Origin of the sequence: Flavobacterium ponti (genome assembly GCF_042652765.1) — a bacterium.
In the GTDB taxonomy this organism is placed as follows: Bacteria; Bacteroidota; Bacteroidia; order Flavobacteriales; family Flavobacteriaceae; genus Flavobacterium; species Flavobacterium ponti.
On record NZ_JBHSGW010000025.1, the window covers coordinates 382,774 to 403,396 of the forward strand.

At 30.2% G+C, this 20,623-nt stretch carries 23 protein-coding genes; 19 read left to right on the top strand and 4 right to left on the bottom strand.

The genetic code is table 11. From position 1 onward, the window contains the following. Window positions 1–9: 9 nt before the first annotated feature. A complete protein-coding gene (gene rho / locus ACFO3U_RS10110) occupies window positions 10–1,695 on the bottom strand; it encodes a transcription termination factor Rho (RefSeq protein WP_379741532.1) in 1,686 nt (561 codons plus the stop codon). A gap of 183 nt (window positions 1,696–1,878) precedes the next feature. Here rho and ACFO3U_RS10115 point away from each other — a divergent pair, with 183 nt between their 5' ends. After that, on the top strand, window positions 1,879–2,289 hold the full coding sequence (locus ACFO3U_RS10115; RefSeq protein ID WP_379741535.1) for a DUF4293 domain-containing protein: 411 nt from the start codon (window positions 1,879–1,881) through the stop codon (window positions 2,287–2,289). 85 nt (window positions 2,290–2,374) lie between these two features. Here the strand turns inward: ACFO3U_RS10115 and ACFO3U_RS10120 are convergent, their stop codons facing one another. Next, on the bottom strand, window positions 2,375–2,839 hold the full coding sequence (locus tag ACFO3U_RS10120; RefSeq protein ID WP_379741539.1) for a hypothetical protein: 465 nt from the start codon (window positions 2,837–2,839) through the stop codon (window positions 2,375–2,377). A gap of 87 nt (window positions 2,840–2,926) precedes the next feature. After that, entirely contained in the window at window positions 2,927–3,421 is a 495-nt protein-coding gene (locus tag ACFO3U_RS10125; protein ID WP_379741542.1) for a metallophosphoesterase family protein, read from the bottom strand. A gap of 119 nt (window positions 3,422–3,540) precedes the next feature. Here ACFO3U_RS10125 and truA point away from each other — a divergent pair, with 119 nt between their 5' ends. From truA to ACFO3U_RS10155, 6 genes are all read left to right on the top strand, one after another. Continuing rightward, on the top strand, window positions 3,541–4,281 hold the full coding sequence (gene truA, locus ACFO3U_RS10130; RefSeq protein WP_379741545.1) for a tRNA pseudouridine(38-40) synthase TruA: 741 nt from the start codon (window positions 3,541–3,543) through the stop codon (window positions 4,279–4,281). 42 nt (window positions 4,282–4,323) lie between these two features. Further along, window positions 4,324–6,078, top strand: a complete 1,755-nt coding sequence (locus ACFO3U_RS10135; RefSeq protein ID WP_379741548.1) for an ABC transporter ATP-binding protein — start codon at window positions 4,324–4,326, stop codon at window positions 6,076–6,078. A 263-nt stretch (window positions 6,079–6,341) separates the two neighbouring features. Further along, window positions 6,342–7,730 carry a dihydrolipoyl dehydrogenase gene (gene lpdA / locus ACFO3U_RS10140; RefSeq protein WP_379741551.1) on the top strand — a complete coding sequence of 463 codons (1,389 nt, stop codon included), beginning with the start codon at window positions 6,342–6,344 and terminating at the stop codon, window positions 7,728–7,730. Between the two features lie 84 nt (window positions 7,731–7,814). After that, window positions 7,815–8,939, top strand: coding sequence for a hypothetical protein (locus tag ACFO3U_RS10145; RefSeq protein ID WP_379741554.1), 1,125 nt, complete (start codon window positions 7,815–7,817; stop codon window positions 8,937–8,939). 14 nt (window positions 8,940–8,953) lie between these two features. Further along, window positions 8,954–9,331: a cupin domain-containing protein gene (locus ACFO3U_RS10150; protein WP_379741557.1), complete on the top strand. Its 378-nt coding sequence runs from the start codon at window positions 8,954–8,956 to the stop codon at window positions 9,329–9,331. 118 nt (window positions 9,332–9,449) lie between these two features. Further along, complete coding sequence (locus tag ACFO3U_RS10155) at window positions 9,450–10,736, top strand: NAD(P)/FAD-dependent oxidoreductase (protein WP_379741560.1); 1,287 nt, start codon at window positions 9,450–9,452, stop codon at window positions 10,734–10,736. Window positions 10,737–10,761: 25 nt separating this feature from the next. Here ACFO3U_RS10155 and ACFO3U_RS10160 read toward each other — a convergent pair whose 3' ends face one another. Next, window positions 10,762–11,733, bottom strand: coding sequence for a GlxA family transcriptional regulator (locus ACFO3U_RS10160; protein ID WP_379741563.1), 972 nt, complete (start codon window positions 11,731–11,733; stop codon window positions 10,762–10,764). Window positions 11,734–11,872: 139 nt separating this feature from the next. Between ACFO3U_RS10160 and ACFO3U_RS10165 the strand changes: the two genes are divergently transcribed. From ACFO3U_RS10165 to ACFO3U_RS10220, 12 genes are all read left to right on the top strand, one after another. Beyond that, window positions 11,873–12,322, top strand: coding sequence for an SRPBCC family protein (locus tag ACFO3U_RS10165; RefSeq protein WP_379741566.1), 450 nt, complete (start codon window positions 11,873–11,875; stop codon window positions 12,320–12,322). A gap of 26 nt (window positions 12,323–12,348) precedes the next feature. Beyond that, entirely contained in the window at window positions 12,349–12,780 is a 432-nt protein-coding gene (locus ACFO3U_RS10170; protein WP_379741569.1) for a VOC family protein, read from the top strand. A gap of 25 nt (window positions 12,781–12,805) precedes the next feature. Continuing rightward, window positions 12,806–13,216: a VOC family protein gene (locus tag ACFO3U_RS10175; RefSeq protein ID WP_379741572.1), complete on the top strand. Its 411-nt coding sequence runs from the start codon at window positions 12,806–12,808 to the stop codon at window positions 13,214–13,216. A 10-nt stretch (window positions 13,217–13,226) separates the two neighbouring features. Next, the gene (locus ACFO3U_RS10180; RefSeq protein WP_379741575.1) at window positions 13,227–13,607 is read left to right on the top strand and encodes a DoxX family protein; all 381 of its coding nucleotides are present in this window, start codon (window positions 13,227–13,229) and stop codon (window positions 13,605–13,607) included. 130 nt (window positions 13,608–13,737) lie between these two features. Continuing rightward, the gene (locus ACFO3U_RS10185; RefSeq protein ID WP_379741578.1) at window positions 13,738–14,304 is read left to right on the top strand and encodes a superoxide dismutase family protein; all 567 of its coding nucleotides are present in this window, start codon (window positions 13,738–13,740) and stop codon (window positions 14,302–14,304) included. A 270-nt stretch (window positions 14,305–14,574) separates the two neighbouring features. Further along, the gene (locus ACFO3U_RS10190; protein ID WP_379741582.1) at window positions 14,575–14,886 is read left to right on the top strand and encodes a hypothetical protein; all 312 of its coding nucleotides are present in this window, start codon (window positions 14,575–14,577) and stop codon (window positions 14,884–14,886) included. A 15-nt stretch (window positions 14,887–14,901) separates the two neighbouring features. Beyond that, a complete protein-coding gene (locus tag ACFO3U_RS10195) occupies window positions 14,902–15,855 on the top strand; it encodes a hypothetical protein (protein ID WP_379741585.1) in 954 nt (317 codons plus the stop codon). A 159-nt stretch (window positions 15,856–16,014) separates the two neighbouring features. Continuing rightward, window positions 16,015–17,376, top strand: coding sequence for an AAA family ATPase (locus ACFO3U_RS10200; protein ID WP_379741588.1), 1,362 nt, complete (start codon window positions 16,015–16,017; stop codon window positions 17,374–17,376). Further along, window positions 17,377–18,003, top strand: coding sequence for a DUF4276 family protein (locus ACFO3U_RS10205; RefSeq protein ID WP_379741591.1), 627 nt, complete (start codon window positions 17,377–17,379; stop codon window positions 18,001–18,003). A gap of 412 nt (window positions 18,004–18,415) precedes the next feature. Beyond that, on the top strand, window positions 18,416–18,745 hold the full coding sequence (locus tag ACFO3U_RS10210) for a DUF4160 domain-containing protein (RefSeq protein ID WP_379741594.1): 330 nt from the start codon (window positions 18,416–18,418) through the stop codon (window positions 18,743–18,745). A 146-nt stretch (window positions 18,746–18,891) separates the two neighbouring features. Next, complete coding sequence (locus ACFO3U_RS10215) at window positions 18,892–19,587, top strand: hypothetical protein (protein WP_379741597.1); 696 nt, start codon at window positions 18,892–18,894, stop codon at window positions 19,585–19,587. A gap of 257 nt (window positions 19,588–19,844) precedes the next feature. Then, the gene (locus tag ACFO3U_RS10220; protein ID WP_379741600.1) at window positions 19,845–20,444 is read left to right on the top strand and encodes an N-acetylmuramoyl-L-alanine amidase family protein; all 600 of its coding nucleotides are present in this window, start codon (window positions 19,845–19,847) and stop codon (window positions 20,442–20,444) included. The last annotated feature ends 179 nt before the right edge of the window (window positions 20,445–20,623 follow it).

Sequence of the window (20,623 nt, forward strand, 5' to 3'; positions counted from 1 at the left end):
TATCTAAAATTAGTTATTCATCGAAATTAAGAATTCTTCATTATTTTTTGTTTTCTTAAATCTATCGTTGATAAAATCCATGGCTTCTACAGGATTCATATCTGCTAAATACTTACGCATAATCCACATTCTTTGAATCGTTTGTTCGTCTAACAATAAATCATCTCTACGAGTACTTGAAGACACTAAATCAATAGCTGGGAAGATACGTTTATTAGCAATTCTTCTGTCTAATTGAAGTTCCATGTTACCTGTTCCTTTGAATTCCTCAAAAATAACTTCGTCCATTTTAGAACCTGTATCCGTTAAAGCTGTAGCGATAATACTCAATGAACCTCCGTTTTCAACATTACGAGCTGCTCCGAAGAAACGTTTTGGTTTTTGTAAAGCATTGGCATCAACACCACCACTCAATACTTTTCCTGAAGCTGGTTGCACTGTGTTATAAGCTCTAGCCAATCGTGTAATTGAATCTAATAAAATTACAACATCATGACCACATTCGGTTAAACGTTTTGCTTTTTCTAAAACGATGTTTGCAATTTTTACATGTTCTTGTGGTTCACGGTCAAAAGTGGAAGCAATAACTTCTCCTTTTACACTTCGTTGCATATCGGTAACCTCTTCAGGTCTCTCGTCAATCAATAAAACTATTAAATAAACTTCTGGATGATTTGTTGCAATTGCATTGGCAATTTCTTTCAACAACATAGTCTTACCTGTCTTAGGTTGAGCTACAATCATTCCTCGTTGTCCTTTTCCAATTGGAGCAAATAAATCTAAAATACGCGTTGAAATTGTGCTTCCTCTTTCTGCTAAATTGAATTTTTCTTTAGGAAAAACTGGAGTTAAATGTTCAAATGAAATTCTATCTCTAACTACTTGTGGATCGTGACCGTTAATTTTTAAAACTTTAACTAATGGAAAGAATTTTTCTCCTTCTTTTGGAGGACGAACTACTCCTTTTACTGTATCTCCTGTTTTTAATCCGAATAATCGAATTTGAGAAGTTGATAAGTAAATATCGTCTGGAGAAGCTAAATAATTGTAATCTGAAGAACGTAAGAAACCATAACCGTCTGGCATCATTTCTAAAACTCCTTCACTTTCTATAATTCCATCAAACTCATAGTCTGGTTCTCTGTAATTATTTTTTTTATGGGGTGTATTTTTAATTTCTTTTTTAGGTTGTGCATCACCATTGTTGACTTTTGGTCCAATATAACTTGGGTGATTGGGATTATTTTGATTGGCTTTCTCAATGATTGCCTTTCTTTGCTCTTCTGTTAACTGAGGAGCTTTTTTTTCTTGTTTTGGAGTTTGCTCACTATTAGCAGCTTCTTGTTTTGGAGCTGTTGTCTTAGTTTCTTTTGTAAAATTAGGTTTTGGAGCAGGTTTAGCTGTTGGAGTTTTTGCAACAGGTTTTACCTCTGCAGTTGTTTTTTCTTCAACAGGTTTTGTGCTTTTTGGTGCAACTGCTTTTTTTGCTTTTGGAGTTGTAGTCCTAGCTCTTTTTTCTTTTGGAGCTTCAGTTTTTACAACATCTACAGGAATTGGATTTAAAGCTTGATGATCTAATATTTGATAAATTAATTCATCTTTTTTTAAGGCACTTACTTTCTTAAGTTTAGCCGCTTTTGCAATTTCATGCAAATCTGAGAGTTTCATCTCATTCAATTTTTCAATGTCAAACATGAATGTTTTGTAAAGTTAGGTTGATACAGAATGTATATTATGATTTCTTTTTAAGTAAAGATTTGTAACGATTCGTAAATGAAGTGATTACGAATTTGTTATGCAATAATACGATATTTTTACAATAAAACAATAGTTTTTTAAAAAAAGAAAACTTAATTTTGGCGAAATAATGATTTAGAAATGATTCAGAGAATACAATCTTTATATTTATTTATTAGTGCTTTGTTATCGGCTGTTGTCCCAATGTTTTTTGAATTGTGGACAGATGCTAAACAAATGCCCGTTTATTTTACAAGTGATATTTTATACATTATATTGTTTGGATTATCAGCAGTTATGGCTTTAGTTAGCATATTGTTATTTAAAAAGAGACAAAATCAATTTGTTTTAAACAGATTGAATATCATATTGAACTTTATTTTAATAGGATTATTTGTGTATCGAACGCTAAATTTATCTGGAGAAGCTTCGGTTTCTGAGAAAGGTATTGCGATGTTTGTTCCTTTGGTTTCTATCGTTTTATTAGTCTTGGCAAACAAGGCAATAAAAAAGGACGAAGATCTCGTAAAATCTGTGGATCGATTAAGATAAACCTATCATCTTAGTTTATTAGTGCGAAGAAAACCCGATTCGAAAGTTTCGGGTTTTTTTGTGGTTTTTATTTTATTTATTTCCTCTAGAGTCTATTATAAAGTGGTGTTAAATACATATAATTACCTTCTTCATCAAAAACCAAAATAAAATAATTTGTTGCATCAGAAACTCCCACATTGTAATACGTTTTTTGATCTTGTTTTACAATCAAAGAAGCTTCATTGACTTGATAACTTGGATATTTATCTACTAAATACTTCTTGATTTTGTCATTTAAAGAGCTTATGGCTATACTTTTTTGAATAGCTTTTATAACTCCATCATCACTATAACTTATTAAAAATCTTGAATTTCCTTTTAAAAATTCAGCTTCAAACCTAAGATCATTGTTATTTTTTCCTCTGTAAAAAATAGACCAATTGACATTTTCAATATCCTTAAATTCTTTCTTGAAATTAGATTCTACAATTACTGGTAATTTAATTTTCTCTTGAGCATTAACTAAAAATGTTAAGCATAAAACTAAAATTGTTAGTGTCTTTTTCATCATATAAATTTTTTAAGATTATGCTCTTAATATAATAATAATGAATAAAAAAGGCAATGATTTTAATAAAACTTTAAATATTTTAAATTACTTTTTACCTATTTCAATTACTTCCAATTTCTGGATTTTATCACCTTCAATTTCAAAACGCAACATGGTTCTAACCTGATGAAATCCCGAAATTCCAGCTGCTCCAGGATTCATGTGTAGTAAATTTAATTTTTTATCAAACATGACTTTTAAGATATGAGAATGTCCGCAAATAAATAGTTTTGGTGGATTTAAATGCAATTCTTCTCGAATAGCTTGATTGTATTTTCCAGGATAACCACCAATATGTGTAATCAAAACATCAACTCCTTCACACATAAATCTATTGTTTAAAGGATATTCCATTCGAGCTTTATCATCGTCTATATTACCATAAACAGCTCGTAATGGTTTTAATTTTTTAATTGTATCAGTGACAACCAAATTTCCAATATCACCAGCATGCCAAACCTCATCAGCTTGATTAACATATTTTAAAATGGTATCATCAATGTGACTGTGCGTATCGGAAAGTAGTAATATCTTAATCATATCACAAAAATAGCTTAATTATTGAAATTGAAATTGTCATTGCTATTGAATTTTGTAATTTTGCTAACTATGTGCAAAATATTTTAAACTTTTAAACACATAACCTTTTAACCTCAAAAATGAGATACTTCATAGAATTCGCATACAACGGTAAAAATTATCACGGTTTTCAATCACAACCAAATGTGGCTTCGGTTCAAGAAACATTGACAAAAGCACTGCAATTATTGGTTGATAAATCCATTGAAATTGTTGGTGCTGGAAGAACAGATTCTGGAGTTCATGCCAAGCAAATGTTTGCTCATTTTGATATTGAAAATACAATTGATGCTTCCTATTGGTTACCAAAACTTAACTCATATTTGCCAAAAGATATTGTAATTTATGATATTTTTGAAGTCAAAGAAGACGCTCATGCTCGTTTTGATGCTTCTGCAAGGACTTATGAATATTATGTTCATACATTTAAAGACGCTTTTTTAGAAGATTCGAGTTACTATTGCATTCAAAAATTAGATGTTGAGCTTATGAATAAAGCTTGTCAGATATTATTTGAACATATTGATTTTGAGTGTTTTTCAAAGGTTCACACTGAAGTTTTTACATTTAATTGCACTATTACAGAGGCAAATTGGAAACAAAAAGGGAATCAATTAATCTTCACCATAAAAGCTGACAGATTTTTGCGAAATATGGTTAGAGCTATTGTAGGAACCATGATTAATATTGGCTCTGGAAAAACAAATTTAGAAGAATTTAATGAAATTATAGAAAGTAAAAACCGTTCAAAAGCTGGATTTTCAGTTCCTGCTCATGGATTGTTTTTAGTGAAAGTGGATTATCCTTTTTTAGAAAATTAATAACAAATTGCCGTTGGGCTCTAACCAAAGGTTGAAAAAAATATGAAAAGTAAAGTACAAACTAAATCTTTAAAAAAAGTATTAGCATACGCAAAACCCTATAAATCAAGGTTTATTTGGGTTATTGTTTGGGCAATACTTTTATCAATATTTGCAGCAGCTCGTCCCTATTTGTTGAAACAAACTGTAGATTCTTACATCAGTTTAAACGACAAAACAGGATTACTATATTATATTATTTTAATGGGAATTGTATTGCTCTTAGAAGTTGCAGCACAATTTTATTTCACTTATTGGGCAAACTGGTTAGGACAAGATATAATAAAAGACATTCGTAATAAACTTTTCAATCACATTGCTTCTTTCAAAATGAAGTATTTTGACAACGAACCTGTTGGAAAATTAGTAACTCGCTCTGTTTCAGATATTGAATCTATTGCCAGTATATTTAGCCAAGGTTTGTTTATGATTGTGAGTGATGTTCTAAAAATGGTTGTCATTCTAGGAATTATGTTTTACATGAATTGGAAATTGACATTAATCGTTTTATTAGCGATGCCAATTTTATTGTATGCAACCAATATTTTTCAAAAGAAAATGCGTGTGGCTTTTAATGAAGTTCGCACTCAAGTTTCCAACCTAAATACTTTTGTGCAAGAACGATTAACAGGAATGAAAATTGTTCAATTATTCAACCGTGAAGACATTGAGTTTGAAAAATTTAAAGCAATTAATGAAAAACATAATAATGCATGGCAAAAGAACATCCTTTACAACTCTATCTTCTTCCCTATTGCTGATATAGTTTCCTCTTTAACTTTAGGAGCAATTGTTTGGTATGGTGGAATGAATATTTTAGACGGAAATGGAATGACTACTTTTGGAGATTTGTTTGCTTACACCATGTTAATTACGATGCTATTCAACCCATTACGTCAAATTGCAGATAAATTTAATGTGATGCAAATGGGAATTATTGCTGCAGAAAGAGTTTTTGAAATTCTAGAAACAGATAGTCAAATTCAAAATATTGGAACAAAAGAAGCAACAAGTTTCAATGGGAAAGTCGACTTAGAAAATGTTCGTTTCAGTTACATTGATAAAGAAGAAGTTTTAAAAGGAGTCAATTTGCAAATAAATCCCGGTGAAACTATAGCTATTGTAGGAAGTACAGGTGCTGGAAAAACAACAATCATTAATCTATTGAACCGTTTTTATGAAATTGATTCTGGAATCATCAAAATTGATAATACAAACATTAAAGATTTCACCTTAGAAAGTTTAAGAAAACAAATTGCTGTTGTACTTCAAGATGTGTTTTTATTTGCTGACACGGTTTATCATAATATTACCTTATATAATCCAGAAATTACTCGTGAATATGTAATCAATTCTGCCAAACAAATTGGTGTACACGATTTCATCATGAGTTTGCCAAATGGTTATGATTATGATGTGAAGGAACGTGGTGTAATGCTTTCTTCAGGACAAAGACAACTAATAGCATTTTTGAGAGCTTATGTGAGCAACCCAAGTATTCTAATCTTAGATGAAGCAACCTCTTCCATTGATACCTATTCCGAAGAATTGATTCAAACGGCAACAGAAACCATTACAAAAGGAAGAACATCAATAGTGATTGCTCATCGATTGGCAACTATTATAAATGCTGATAAAATCATAGTAATGGACAAAGGAAAAATAGTAGAACAAGGCACACACAGTGAATTATTGATGCAAGATGCTGGTTTCTACAAGAATTTGTATGAAGCACAGTTTGATACTAAAGTAGCGTAATATTGGTTAAGAGGTTATTAGTTTAAAAGGGTATAAGGTTTTGAGATTAAAAAGAATTATTAAATTATAAATTACTTAGTTTCTAAACCCAAAACCTTATAACCTCATAACCTTTTAAACATTTAACCTCAAAAAATAACAGTTGTTGGTTACAAATAATTTCCATAATTTCGCAAACGTTATTCAATTTAGATAAATCACGAGAAAATGACACGAGCTTTTGCGACTGCATTTTTCACTTACAATAAATAAATTTTAGAAAAATGAAATACGATATTATAGTTTTAGGTAGTGGTCCTGGTGGATATGTAACTGCCATTAGAGCTTCACAATTAGGCTTTAAAGTTGCTGTTGTTGAAAAAGAAAATTTAGGTGGAATTTGCCTTAACTGGGGATGTATTCCAACTAAAGCACTACTTAAATCGGCTCAAGTATTTGATTATTTAAAACATGCTTCAGACTACGGTTTAAAAGTAGAATCTTTTGATAAAGACTTCACAGCTGTTGTAAAACGTTCAAGAGATGTAGCAGATGGAATGAGCAAAGGTGTTCAATTCTTGATGAAGAAAAATAAAATTGATGTTATCGATGGTTTTGGAAAGCTTAAAGCTGGAAAAAAAGTTGACGTAACTGACAAAGACGGAAAAACTACTGAATATAGTGCAGATAACATCATTATCGCAACTGGTGCTCGTTCACGTGAGTTACCTAATTTACCGCAAGATGGTAAAAAAGTAATTGGTTACAGACAAGCAATGACTTTACCAGAACAACCAAAATCTATGATTGTTGTAGGTTCAGGTGCAATTGGTGTTGAGTTTGCTCATTTCTATAACTCAATGGGAACTGATGTAACTATTGTTGAATTTATGCCAAATGTAGTTCCGGTTGAAGATGAAGATATTTCAAAACAATTTGAGCGTTCTTTAAAGAAAGCTGGAATTAAAATCATGTTGAATTCTTCAGTTGAAAAAGTAGATACTTCTGGAAAAGGAGTTAAAGCTACCGTAAAAACAGCAAAAGGTGAAGAAACTCTAGAAGCTGATATCGTACTTTCTGCAGTTGGAATCAAAACAAACATCGAAAACATCGGATTAGAAGAGGTTGGAATTGCTACAGATAGAGATAAAATCTTAGTAAACGACTTTTACCAAACAAATATTCCTGGTTACTACGCAATTGGTGATGTAACTCCAGGACAAGCTTTAGCTCACGTGGCTTCTGCTGAAGGAATTCTATGTGTAGAAAAATTAGCTGGAATGCACGTTGAACCATTAGATTACGGAAACATTCCTGGTTGTACTTATGCTACTCCAGAAATTGCTTCTGTAGGTATGACAGAAAAACAAGCTAAAGAAAAAGGATACGAATTAAAAATTGGAAAATTCCCATTCTCAGCTTCAGGAAAAGCAAGTGCTGCTGGAACAAAAGATGGTTTTGTAAAAGTAATTTTTGATGCCAAATACGGAGAATGGTTAGGTTGTCATATGATTGGTGCTGGTGTAACCGATATGATTGCAGAAGCAGTTGTAGCGCGTAAACTAGAAACAACAGGACACGAAATCTTAAAAGCAGTTCACCCTCACCCAACAATGAGTGAAGCTGTTATGGAAGCTGTTGCTGATGCTTACGGTGAAGTGATTCACTTGTAAGAAACACAAAATAAATTATATATAGAAATCCTCAACAGTTTTGTTGGGGATTTTTTTTATGTTTGCTATTCTAAAAAATTAAATATGAAACTCTATTTCTTAATAATTTTATTAATTATTACTTCAACTGTAAAATCACAAGTTTCAAATATAGATTCAATTTATGGTAACATTAGACATGTTCGTGAGAAAGTATTTGATATAAGTAATAAAGAAAACCCAAGACAGATAGAAATAGATGAGTATAGTGACTCTATGATTTTAATTCCTAGTAGTTTAAACCTAACTATTTATGATAGTTCATTTTCAGGAAGTAATAGTGGATACGAAAATTATGAGCAATTCTACAATGAAAATGGCAAAATAGTAAAGCATATTTGGTATGTGAAAAAAGATGATTTTTATAAATCTAAATCTTATCAATATGATGAAAAAAATAGGGTAATAAGAGAAATAGACTCTTCAAGTAACTATGTGTCATATGATAAACATTATTATGAGGATTTTGATAATTATACCAATGAAAATATAATTTCTTTAAATTTAAATTCAAATTATTTTAATCATAAAATCAAGCAATATAAAGACAATAAAGTTATAAGAATAAAACTAATTGATGAATACGGAAACATTACAGAATTTATTAATGATTATAATCAAAACGGAAAATTAAAATATACTACATTAAAAAATTCAGAAACTTGGAAAAAAAATGAAAATGGAAATTGGTCATATGGAGTTCATGATACTATTCCTAATGTATTTAAAAGTTCTATTTATGAATATGATGATAAGGAGAGACTCTTAAAAAGATTAGACTATGATTATTCAGCAAAAAATAATTATGAAAAACCAATTTTACTACATCAACTTTTATACAATTATGAAGATAATAAAACAACAGTAAAAACAATATATGAATCAGGAAATTCTTCATCTTCTATTTACATTTATGATAAAAAAAATCGAATAATAGAATATCATTGTTGTAGTGATTCTATTTCAGACTCATTAATAATTAAAAAATATAAGTACAAGAAAAATCAAATCATTTCACTTCAATATATTTCAAAAGAGAAAGACAAAACTAATATTCAAAAAATTGATTTTAAATACAAATTTGATAGTAATAACAACTGGATAGAAATTATTAAAATTGTTGACGGAAAAGAAAAGTCTAAAAGAACAAGAGAAATTGAATATTATTAATGTTAAATCAACCAATGAAACTACTAAAAAAACCTTTAAAACTTCTTTTACTACTAATATTCTTCTCAAACTGCAAACCCAAACAAACCCTACTAGACCCATTAGAAGCTGGTTGGAACAACAAACCTGTTTGCGAAGTATTAGAAGACAATGCAAAACAGAGAATTCTAAAATGTACTTTCCCTCCTGGAGTTGGACACGAAAAGCATTACCACAACCCTCATTTTGGCTATACTTTACAAGGAAGTAAATTTAGAATAACTGACCAAAACGGAACCAAAGAAATTGATGTACCAACAGGAACAACCTTTTCTAAAGATGAAGTTACTTGGCATGAAGTTCTAAATATTGGAGATAGTACTGCTGTGTTTTTAATTATTGAAGCAAAATAATTTAATAAATTTATATGTGATAAACATATTCATTTATTCAAAATTCTAACAAAACCTTAAGACTCTCAAGAATAATATTATCTCAAAAAAACGTAACTTTACTATATAATTTTTTACAATGAAAAAGACAGTAATAATAGTAGGTGGTGGATTTGCAGGTTTAGAATTTGTTAGAAAACTAGGAAATTCAGAAAAATACAATATCATATTAGTCGATGCCAACAACTATAACTTCTTCCCTCCTTTAATATATCAAGTTTCAACAGGACTTATGGAACCTTCAGCCATAAGTTATCCTTTTAGAAAAATACTCAGACATAGTAAAAACGCAAGATTCAGATTAGGAAGCCTTGAAAAAGTAGTTCCTAATGAAAATAAAATCATATTAAGTAATGGTGAGTTAGAGTATGACATTTTAGTCATGGCAACAGGAACCGAAAGCAATTATTTTGGTAATAAAAATATAGAAGCTTACAGTTTACCCATGAAAACGATTAGTGATGCATTGACATTAAGAAACACAATTTTAACGCGTTTAGATCGTGCCACAAGATTAACGGATGAAGTTGAAAGACAAAAAATGTTAACCTTTGTAATTGCTGGTGCTGGTCCAACAGGTGTTGAACTTTCTGGAGTATTAGCCGAAATGAATGTCTCTATAATAAAAAAAGATTACCCAGAACTTGGAGACAAAGACATCCTAAAAATCTATTTGGTTGATGGTTTGCCATCTGTTTTGAATGTAATGTCAAAAAAATCACAAGAATATACCTATAAAAAACTAAAAGAACTTGGTGTAACAATCAAACTGAATTGTTTAGTAAAAGATTTTAATAAAGATATTGTGGAACTTTCTGATGGAAGTAAAATTGAATCAAGAAACTTAATCTGGGCTGCTGGAGTTTCCGCAAAAACATTTGAAGGTTTTGAAGCATCTAGTTTTGGAAGAGGAAAAAGACTGAAAGCAAACGCTTTCAATTTAGTAGAAGGTTATGAAAATATTTATGCTCTTGGAGATTGTGCTCTCCTTTCTGGTGATGCAAATTATCCTGATGGACATCCTCAATTGGCCCAACCAGCCATTCAACAAGCTTATAACCTAGCCACAAATTTAGAGAAAGACAATAAAGATTGGAAACCTTTCAAATATAACAACAAAGGTTCATTAGCTATTATCGGAAGAAACAAAGCTGTTTTCGATTTACCCAAAGAAAAATACTTCATTAAAGGATTTTTAGCTTGGTTAATCTGGTTATTTGTCCACATCATGGGATTGGTCAACTTCAAAAATAGACTTCGCACCTTTGTCAACTGGATTGGTTATTACATTTACAAAGATCAATACTTTAGAATGATTATCAAGCCAAATGAAAAATCAACACTGGAATCAGAAGAAAGAAACTAAAAAAAAATTTATAAAGCCAAAACTATTACACAGTCATCTTATTGTATTTATTTCTATATTCAATAGGAGTTAAACCTGTAATTTTTTTAAAAATAGTCCTAAATGCTTTAGTGTCGGTATAACCAACATCATACATAACTTCATTGATGTTTTTTCTACTCATTTCAAAACTTCGTTTGGCAAATTCAATTTTCACTCTATTAATATATTCCAGTACAGAATTATTAGTAGCCAATTTAAAACGTCTTTCAAAACTTCTTCGTCCTAATGAAACCAAATCTGCTAATTCATCAATTGTAATTTTTTCTTGAATAGTATTGTCAATGTACTCTTGAGCTATTTTTACCGCTTCATCATTATGGTTTTTCTGACCCTGAAACATAGCAAAAGTAGACTGACTTTCTCTATCAATATCTATAGCAAAATATTTAGAAGCTAAAATTGCCGTTTGTCTATCCGTATATTTTTCAACCAAATAAAGTAATAAATTCCAATAAGACATCGCTCCACCGCTCGAATAAAGTCGGGTTTCTTCGGTAACTATACTTCCATCCACAACTTCCACATTTGGAAACATTTCTCTAAATTCATTTTGAAAACCCCAATGTGTAGAACATTTTTTACCATCTAGCAAACCCGTGGAAGCTAATAAAAAAGCACCAACACACAACGAAGCCACTTCTGCCCCATTCTTGTATTGTTCATTAATCCAAGGCAAAGCTTTTTGATTTGAAGCAATAGCAGTTTTCATATCTCCAAACAAAGCAGGAATTATTACTAAATCTGTTTGCTTTACTTCACTGAGTAATTGGGAAGTATTTATAGTAAACGAACCATCATTAATTTTTACTTTCTTTTTAGAACCCACAAGTTGTACATTAAACAGAGGTTTTTTCCCAGCCACAGCCATAAACTGATTAACAGCAGAAAATAAATACTGTGGATCAGCAACGGCTTGCATTACCGAATTTTCAGGAACAAGAATACTTACATTCATAATTTTTATAAATTTATAGTATAAACAAAGTTAAAAACATTTTGTCGTAAAACACCCTTTTGTTGTCATTTTTACACATTATTAATTTTAAATAGTCGTTGCATCTTTGTATAAGTAATAACCAACTAAAAATATAAAAATGAAAAGTAACAATGTAAAGCTGCACAGAGTATTGGCAGCACCAGTAGAAAAAGTGTTTAAAGCATTTACCGATGCTGATGCAATGGCATCATGGATACCACCTTATGGATTTGTTTGTAAAGTACATAGTATGGAAGCAAAAGTTGGAGGTCGTTATAAAATGTCTTTTATTAATTTTTCAACAGGAAGTAGCCATTCATTTGGTGGAGAGTATCTAGAAATCAAACCTAATGAATTCATTAAATACACCGACAAATTTGATGATCCAAATTTACCTGGAGAAATGATAACTACAATTGAAATGAAAACAGTTATTTGCGGAACAGAACTAAACATTATTCAAGAAGGAATTCCAGAAGCTATTCCAACTGAAATGTGTTATTTAGGTTGGCAAGAATCATTAGACAAATTAAAAAGACTTGTAGAACCAAACATTCCAGATGCTTAAATACTAACTTTTAAAAAAACAATAAAATGAGCAAAGTAGCTATTTACCTAAACTTTCAAGGCAACACAGCAGAAGCCTTCAATTTTTACAAATCCGTTTTTGGAACAGAGTTTTCAACACCTATAATGCGAATGAAAGATTTACCTCCAAATCCTGATATGCCAAAACTATCAGAATCTGATTTAAACAGTGTCATGCATGTAGCTCTTCCAATTATAGGAGGCACAGAATTAATGGGTACAGACATGTTAGAATCAATGGGTCATAAATTAGTGATTGGCAACAATACCACTATTAGTCTTCAATTAGATACAAAAGAAGAAGCAGACAAACTTTATAAATCGTTAGCAGAAGATGGAACAGACAAAGAACCTATGAGAGACGAATTTTGGGGATATTGGGGTTGTTGTCTAGATAAATTTGGCATACGTTGGATGTTTAATGTCATGAATCAGTAACTGTCTTTAGGATAAATTCACGACAATGCAAATAAATTCATACCTCACTTTCAATGGTAATTGTAGAGAAGCAATGACATTTTATCAAGAATGTTTAGGAGGTGAACTCACTTTTCAAACTATTGGAGATTCACCTCTTTCCAAAAAAATGCCAACCAAAATGAAAAACTACATCCTTCATGCAACACTAAAAAAAGGAAAGTTAATTCTTATGGCAACAGACATAGTCGATGAAAAACCATTAGAAAAAGGGAATACTTTAGCACTATCACTGAATTGCAAAAGCAAAAAAAAACTAAAGTCTTGCTTTACAAAATTGGCAGCAAACGGAACTATTAACCATAACCTAGAAACTACCTTTTGGGGAGCTTTATTTGGTACTCTTACCGATAAATTTGGAAACCATTGGATATTGAATTACAACTCAAATAACTAAAAACAAAAAGATGAAAAAAAATAAAATTATATTTTGGACCACAACTATTATCATAGCTTTGATGGAAGGTGTTATGCCATTAATAACATGGATAACTGCACCAGAATACATGACTTTTGGAACAAAAGCCTTAGGCTACCCAGATTATTTTGCCTATGCCTTAGTAATCGCTAAAATGTTAGGAGTCATTGCAATTCTTATACCTACAATACCAAGTAAAATTAAAGAATGGGCTTATGCGGGTCTTGCCTTTTCCTTAATTTTTGCTTTCATCAGTCATTCTTGTGTGGATAAAAATATTGGTTACATGATTATGCCATTAGCTTTTTTAGCCATTCTATCGGTTTCTTATGTTTACAATCAAAAAATAAATGACACTAGCAATAAATAATGCTAAACAATTTATAAAATTCAAACATAAATAATTGTCCATACATGGAGATTTTGTAACATGCAAAGCATTTTAAATAAGTAATTTAGCAATTAGATAGTAAAACAATAATTAACTAAAAAGACTAATCATGAAAAATTACTTAATTATAGCACTAATTGGTGTTACGCTTGTAGGATGCAAAGAAACAGTAAAAGAAGAAGAAAATAAGGAAGAAACAGTAGAAGTTGTAGAAAAAACAGCAACAGCAACTGCTCAAATTGCCGCTAAAAGCAATAGTACAGTTTCTGGAACCGTTACTTTCACAGAAAATGACGGAAAAGTATATATGAAAGCTGATTTTACGGGATTAACACCAGGAGAACATGCTATTCATATTCATGAAAACGGAGATTGTAGTGCAGAAGATGGTTCATCGGCTGGTGGACACTGGAACCCAACCAAAGAAGAACACGGAGAATGGGAACACAAAATGTTTCATAAAGGAGATATTGGAAACTTAACCGCTGATGAAAACGGAATTGCTACCATTACTAAAGAAACCGATTTATGGTGTATCAGTTGTGAAGATGAAACCAAAAACATAATAGGAAAATCAATTGTTGTGCATAAAGATGCTGACGACATGAAATCACAACCTAGTGGCAATGCTGGAGACCGAATTGGATGTGGAGAAATTGTACTAGAACAAAAGTAAACACAAACAATAAGTACATTTAAACAAAATTTTAAAAATCCTCAACATTAGCTGTTGAGGATTTTTTTTTAGAAATTTTAATAAATTAGAAAAGACCACAATAAACCAATGCAGTTTTTAGCTATATTTGAAAAACCAACCACAAAAACTTGCGACTATCCTGCCAATTTGGTATAAAACTAGTAATAAAGTAGCGAGTATAAACAAGTTAGTGGCAATTTTGACGCAGAATCTTACAAAACAAGAAAAAATTAAAAACACCAAACAATTATGAAAAAATATGCAATCTTGACATATTGGGCAAAAGGAATGTCAAATGGAACTGCTCCAGACGAAAATGGACCTGCAAGATTAAATGAAGGTCAATTTAATTCTTCACATAAAAAAAGTGACAATACAGTTGCTGATTTAATACGAAATGAAGAAGGAAAAATTATTCAATTTATTTCTCAAGTTGATGCTCTTAATTATTGTATAAAACTTGGTTGGAATTTAGAACAAACACTTTTTGAATCTCACGAAGGATTTAATTCAAGAGATCCTTATAGCAGTTATATTTTCATATTATCAAAAGAAGAATAACATAAGTTTATAAAAATGAATGTATATATAGATTTAAACATATTTGACAGGATAGAAAAAAAAGAAAAATTAGAAATTTCTGAAAAAACTATATATACAGAAATAGAAAACTTAATTCTTGAAAATAAAATTGTTGTTCCCTATTCCAACGCTCATCTTAACGATTTGTTCAGAGGTTTTCAAAAAAATCCAGATTATATTGATGGACACTTAAACTATATAAAAAAACTAACAAACGATTTGTGCATCTGTCAATATTGGGGGAAAAACGAAACAACTTGGCATTTCAGAAAAATAGAAGAATTCTTTGAAGAGAAAAAAAATGAATGGGAATTTGAACCAACTTCATTTCTTGAAGTTTTAAAATTTGAAGAAATACCAAACGCACCAAATTTTGCGGAATTATATAAATTAATTCCACTTCCTCCTGAATTTAAAAAAGCATTTTCAGTTGACCCAATGTTTGGAATAATGTATCCAAAATCAAGAATAGAAAACAATCAACTCGCTTTAATGGAAGACGTTTTTGATTTCCAAAGTAGATTAAAATCTGATTATAGTTTGTATAAATCTTTTAAATCATATTTAGTTCAAAGTTTAACTAAGCATAGAAATAACCCAGAAATGCTTAAATCTATAAAATCAAACTTTGAAGGCTTACCTAAACATTTAGATATATTCGAAATCTCTGAATTGTACGAGCCAAAATCAAAAACAAGTGAGAATAATGCATACTCAAAAATTATTGAAACGTTTTATAAATATGACTTGCAAGGTTACAAAACAGATAGTAACTTTAATAATATGTTTGATGATGCATTGCATACATTTTATGCTTCTCATTGCGATTTTTTTATAACAAATGACGATCGTTGTAAATATAAAGCAGAAAAAACTTTTGAGAAGTTGAAAATAAAAACACAAGTTATTAAAGCAGAAGAATACGAAAAAATAAAAAACTGCCACTAACAGCGGTTTCAAGAAATGGCGAGGCACGGGATTTATTTGAAATGGAAAAGGTTTTTAATTTAAAGTTTTATTTATATTTGTAAAGGCTTGGTCTTGGTTCATCGCCACTTCTTGAAGCCGCGAAACGTTAGGCAACATTTAAACATAAATAATTCACAAATGATAAATTCAATTGAAATAGAAAATTTTAGAAGCATTCAAAGATGTGAAGTTAAACTCAACCCTTTGACAGTCATTGTTGGAGCTAATTCAACAGGGAAAAGTAATTTAATCAAAGGAATTGACTTTATTTCAGATGTTACTCAATTTGGATTAGTAGATGCAATATATAATCGTGGTGGAATTAATGAAATATTGCCAAAACAATATAAAGACTTAAATAAAAAAATAAAGTTTAAAGTTGAATTCAAAATAGACCCTCCAGAAAATTGGTTTGAAGAGTATGGAGAATTAAAAGTAGTTTATTCTTTAACGTTCAAGAAAGCCACTAACAATGTAATAAAAATTGAAGAAGAAGAATTATTTATAGATTCTGTTTTTTTATTAGCTAATCATATAAAAAAAGTAAACGACAACAAAAATCCTGTAAAGTTAGATATTAAGACATTAAAAAAGTATAGAGATTCTTCAATAAATTTTTATAGAGATTCTGAAGGTAAATTTGCATATAAAACAAATTTTCAACTAAATAAAGAGAATATTCAATTATTGTTGAATTGGATAGGTCTTGGAGGAATATTAGGTAATAATCTAGATTCCGAAAATTTAAAAAGTTTATTTGACAATCTTCTAAATAATGTAAAAAATAACAATTCAAAAGTTTTTCTTTCTTCAGACAGACTTATATTTAATTTTAGTCAACATCTTAAAAAAATTGTGAATGAATTACAGTCTATATCTAGATATGATTTGTTTATCAATGAATTAAGACAAGAACAATCTATATCAAATTCAAATAAAGTTTCAACATCTGGTGATAATATTCCTACAGTTGTAAAAAAATTTATAAAAAACAATAAAACTGCTTGGAATAGAATTGTTGACACAATGTCTAATATATCCCCTTACTTTACTAAAGCATATTGTGAAACACTAAGAGCTGGAAAAGAGTATTTAGTTTTTGAAGAAATTTTTGATGGTAGACCGATAGAGTCTTGGGAAGCTTCTGATGGTACATTACGTGCATTGGCAATATTATTATGTTTGGAATCACACTCTGAAGGTTCAACTGTATTGATTGAGGAACCTGAACACGGCTTACATCCATGGGCAGTTAAGGATCTGATGAGTCATATCAGAAAAACGATTGAAATAAAAAACATACAAGTAATTCTTACAACACATTCTCAACAAGTACTAGAATGTTTAAAACCTGAAGAATTATTGATTACAGAAAGAAACGAAAATGGTACTCATTATATGACAATCGGTGACATAATAAATGTAGAAAATATTTCAATGGGTGAAATTGGTTCTCTTTGGACAAAAGGATTGTTAAACGGAGTACCAAAAACTATTTAAATGGTTGATTTAGCACTAATAGTTGAAGGGCATTGTGAGTATGACTCCTTTCCTTCAATAATAAGCAAAATTCCAAATACTCCACATTATGTGCCCATTATTAATGCGGGTGGTATTGGTAATATTATGAAAAATGTTCACGAGCAATTATTAGCAATGATAAAAATTCATTCTCCAAGAAAGATTGTGATTACACTTGATTATAGAGATGCTCTAAAAGAAAATTTAGTACAAGATTGCATAGAATTGAAAAATATGGTCACTCAAAAATGTCAAGAGTTTGTTGAGAGTCAATTAAATGGTAGTTTAAATATGCCAAATAATATTGTTGTAGTTATAGCAGACAAAACATTTGAATCATGGGTATGTGCCGATTTTATATCTTTAAAAAATAATGAAAATTTTAATTCAGAATTAATAACCGAAGAATTTCAAAATGTTGACATTGAAATTCCGAATCCTAGCCAATGGTTAACATCAAAACTGACTACAGATATTGATATAAAAAACAGAAGAAATAGAGTCAAAATATATAAAAGTATTGATCCAATAGTGGCTAGAGAAAAGTCTAAATCATTTGATAAATTTTATAGAGAAGTTACAAATACAATAATAAACGTTGCCTAACAGCGGTTTCAAGAAATGGCGTGGCATGGGATTTATTTGAAATTGGAAAGGTTTTTAATTTAAAGTTTTGTTTATATTTGTGATGGCTTGGTCTTGGTTCATCGCCACTTCTCGAAGCCGCGAAACGTTGTGTGCAAGCTGAAAACCGAGAATAATTGAGAAAAACGACTTACATAATTACTCTGATTTTACTAATAATCGGAATTCCATTTTTTGAATTTATGGTATTAAATTCAATGGTCAGTTTAAAATACGAAACAAATAATCCGACTGATTGCATCTCAATCGTTTCCGGAATTGACTTATGCAACGCAATTAGAACTTTTCACATTTTAGCAATTCTTTGCGGACTGGCAATTATCGTACTTTTTATTTTTAGAAAAAAACTATTAAAAACAAAAAAAATCTAATTGTGAAACCGAGCATTGAGGAAATAATTTTGACTCCAATATTAGAACGATATTTTAGTGACGACCCAAATATTTTACAGGGAATTGAAACTAGAGAACGGATTGGAACCTTGGGAAATATGCAAATAATGATTTATTCTAACGACCACAATCCACCCCATTTTCACGTAAAATCTAGGGACAGAACAATAGATGCCAAATTTAAAATAGAAAACGGAGAATATTTAAGTGGCACAATCGACACAAAAGGAATTAAAAGAATTAATGCTTTCTTCAACGACATTAAAGTTAAATCGAGAATGGAAGCAATTTGGAATAAAAAAATAAATTAAAGCCAGCACACAACACAGTATATAAAAAATTGCTAGTTTTATCCTAAACCAATGTCAGTTGCTCGTTTGCTAGCTTCTAATTTTCCTTCGGAAAATCCTCGCACGTAAACCCGCAACTATTCTTATACCAACGGTTAGCAACTATTATGAAAAACCTAATCTACATAATAACCATATTTTTAATTATTAGTTGTTCTAAAAAGGGAGAACCAAAAACTGTTACCGAAAATAAAACTGAAGAATTAATAGTTGTTGACACACTTGAAGTTTTTTCTGATTCAAAAAGCTTTGGTCAAAAACACAATAATAAAATAGAAGTTTATAAAATTGGAACGCGAGAAAATACTATTGCCAAAGTTTATCTTTATGAAAAAGACCAATTATATTGGAAATTAAAAGACAGCTTAATTTTAGAAGCTGAGAGAATTAATGATTTAGATACCGAAATCAAAGATTTTAACAATGATGGCTTCAAAGATATAATCTTTACAACTGGAATGGCAGCAAGAGGTGGAAACGTTGTCCAAACTCTAATTCTATATTCTCCTAAAAACAAATCATTAAATTGGATAAAAAATTCAGAACGTTTTCCAAACTTAATGTTTAATGAAAAACTAAATTGTATTGACGCTTGTGTACTAACTGGAGGACAAACAACATACTTTTTAAAAATTGAAAATGATAGTCTAAAAGAATTTGCTAGTGTTGAACAAAGGGATGGTAAAATTATTGCGGAAGTTGTTGATGTGAATGGAAAATGGAAAGAAATTGAAACCATTAAAGATTCTCCAGATGCTTTTGATAGATTTATTAATTTCAGACCTATAGAGAAAAGAAAATAACAGTTGCTAACAGCGGTTTAAAAATATGGCAAGTGTCTGGAAAATCCAAAATGGAAAAGTTAATTAATTTAAAGTATTGTTTATATTTGTGAAGGCTTGGTCTTGGTTTATCGCCACTTCTTAAAGCCGCGAAACGTTAAACAATCACAATGCATATCAAAATTTAACAACCCCAAACCTTTGAAAAAACAATAAATAAAATATTTTTCCCTATCTTTCGTTATTCTATAAAACCACAAATCTAAAAACCAAACCACATGAAAAAAATCCTTTCTCTTTTGAGCCTATGTGCAGTAGTTGTATTACTATCTTTCACATCACTAAATAATAAAAAGTTAATAGTCATCGATGCTGGTCATGGTGGTGTTGACCACGGTGCTAAAGTAGATGAACTATATGAAAAAGATGTTGTAGAGCAAATCTCAAAAAAGATTTTTGAAAAACACGATCCTTCAAAAGTAGAAATTGTTTTATTAAGAGACACAGACAACAACATTGAATTAACAGATAGAATCAAAAGAATAAACGAATTAAACCCAGATTTAGTAGTTTCATTACACGCAAACTTTAATTCTTCTAATAAAAACCAGTCAGGCATTGAAGCTTATGTGTCAGAAAACAACTCACACCATCAGCAATCAACAGAAGAAGCCAGAAAACTTCTTGAAGCTGTTTCAAATGAAAACCTAAAATCAAGAGGTGTAAAACAAGCCAATTTCTTAATTTTAAGAAAATCAAATTGCCCAATAGTACTTTTAGAACTAGGTTTTTTATCTGACGAAAACGACAGAAACTATCTAACAAGTGAAGCAGGTCAAAACGAAATTGCAACAAACATTTTAAAAAGCATTCAGTAACCTTTTAGCCATAATATCTGAATGTATATGAAAAAGCACAGAGAAAGTAAAAATTCACTGTGCTTTTTTTATTGTAACACAGTTCTCGATACTATTTTTAACAACTAAAACTAAAGTTTTATTTTTTAAAAATCACTCAAACTGACTTTATACCTAGATGATTTAATTTAATATAAAAT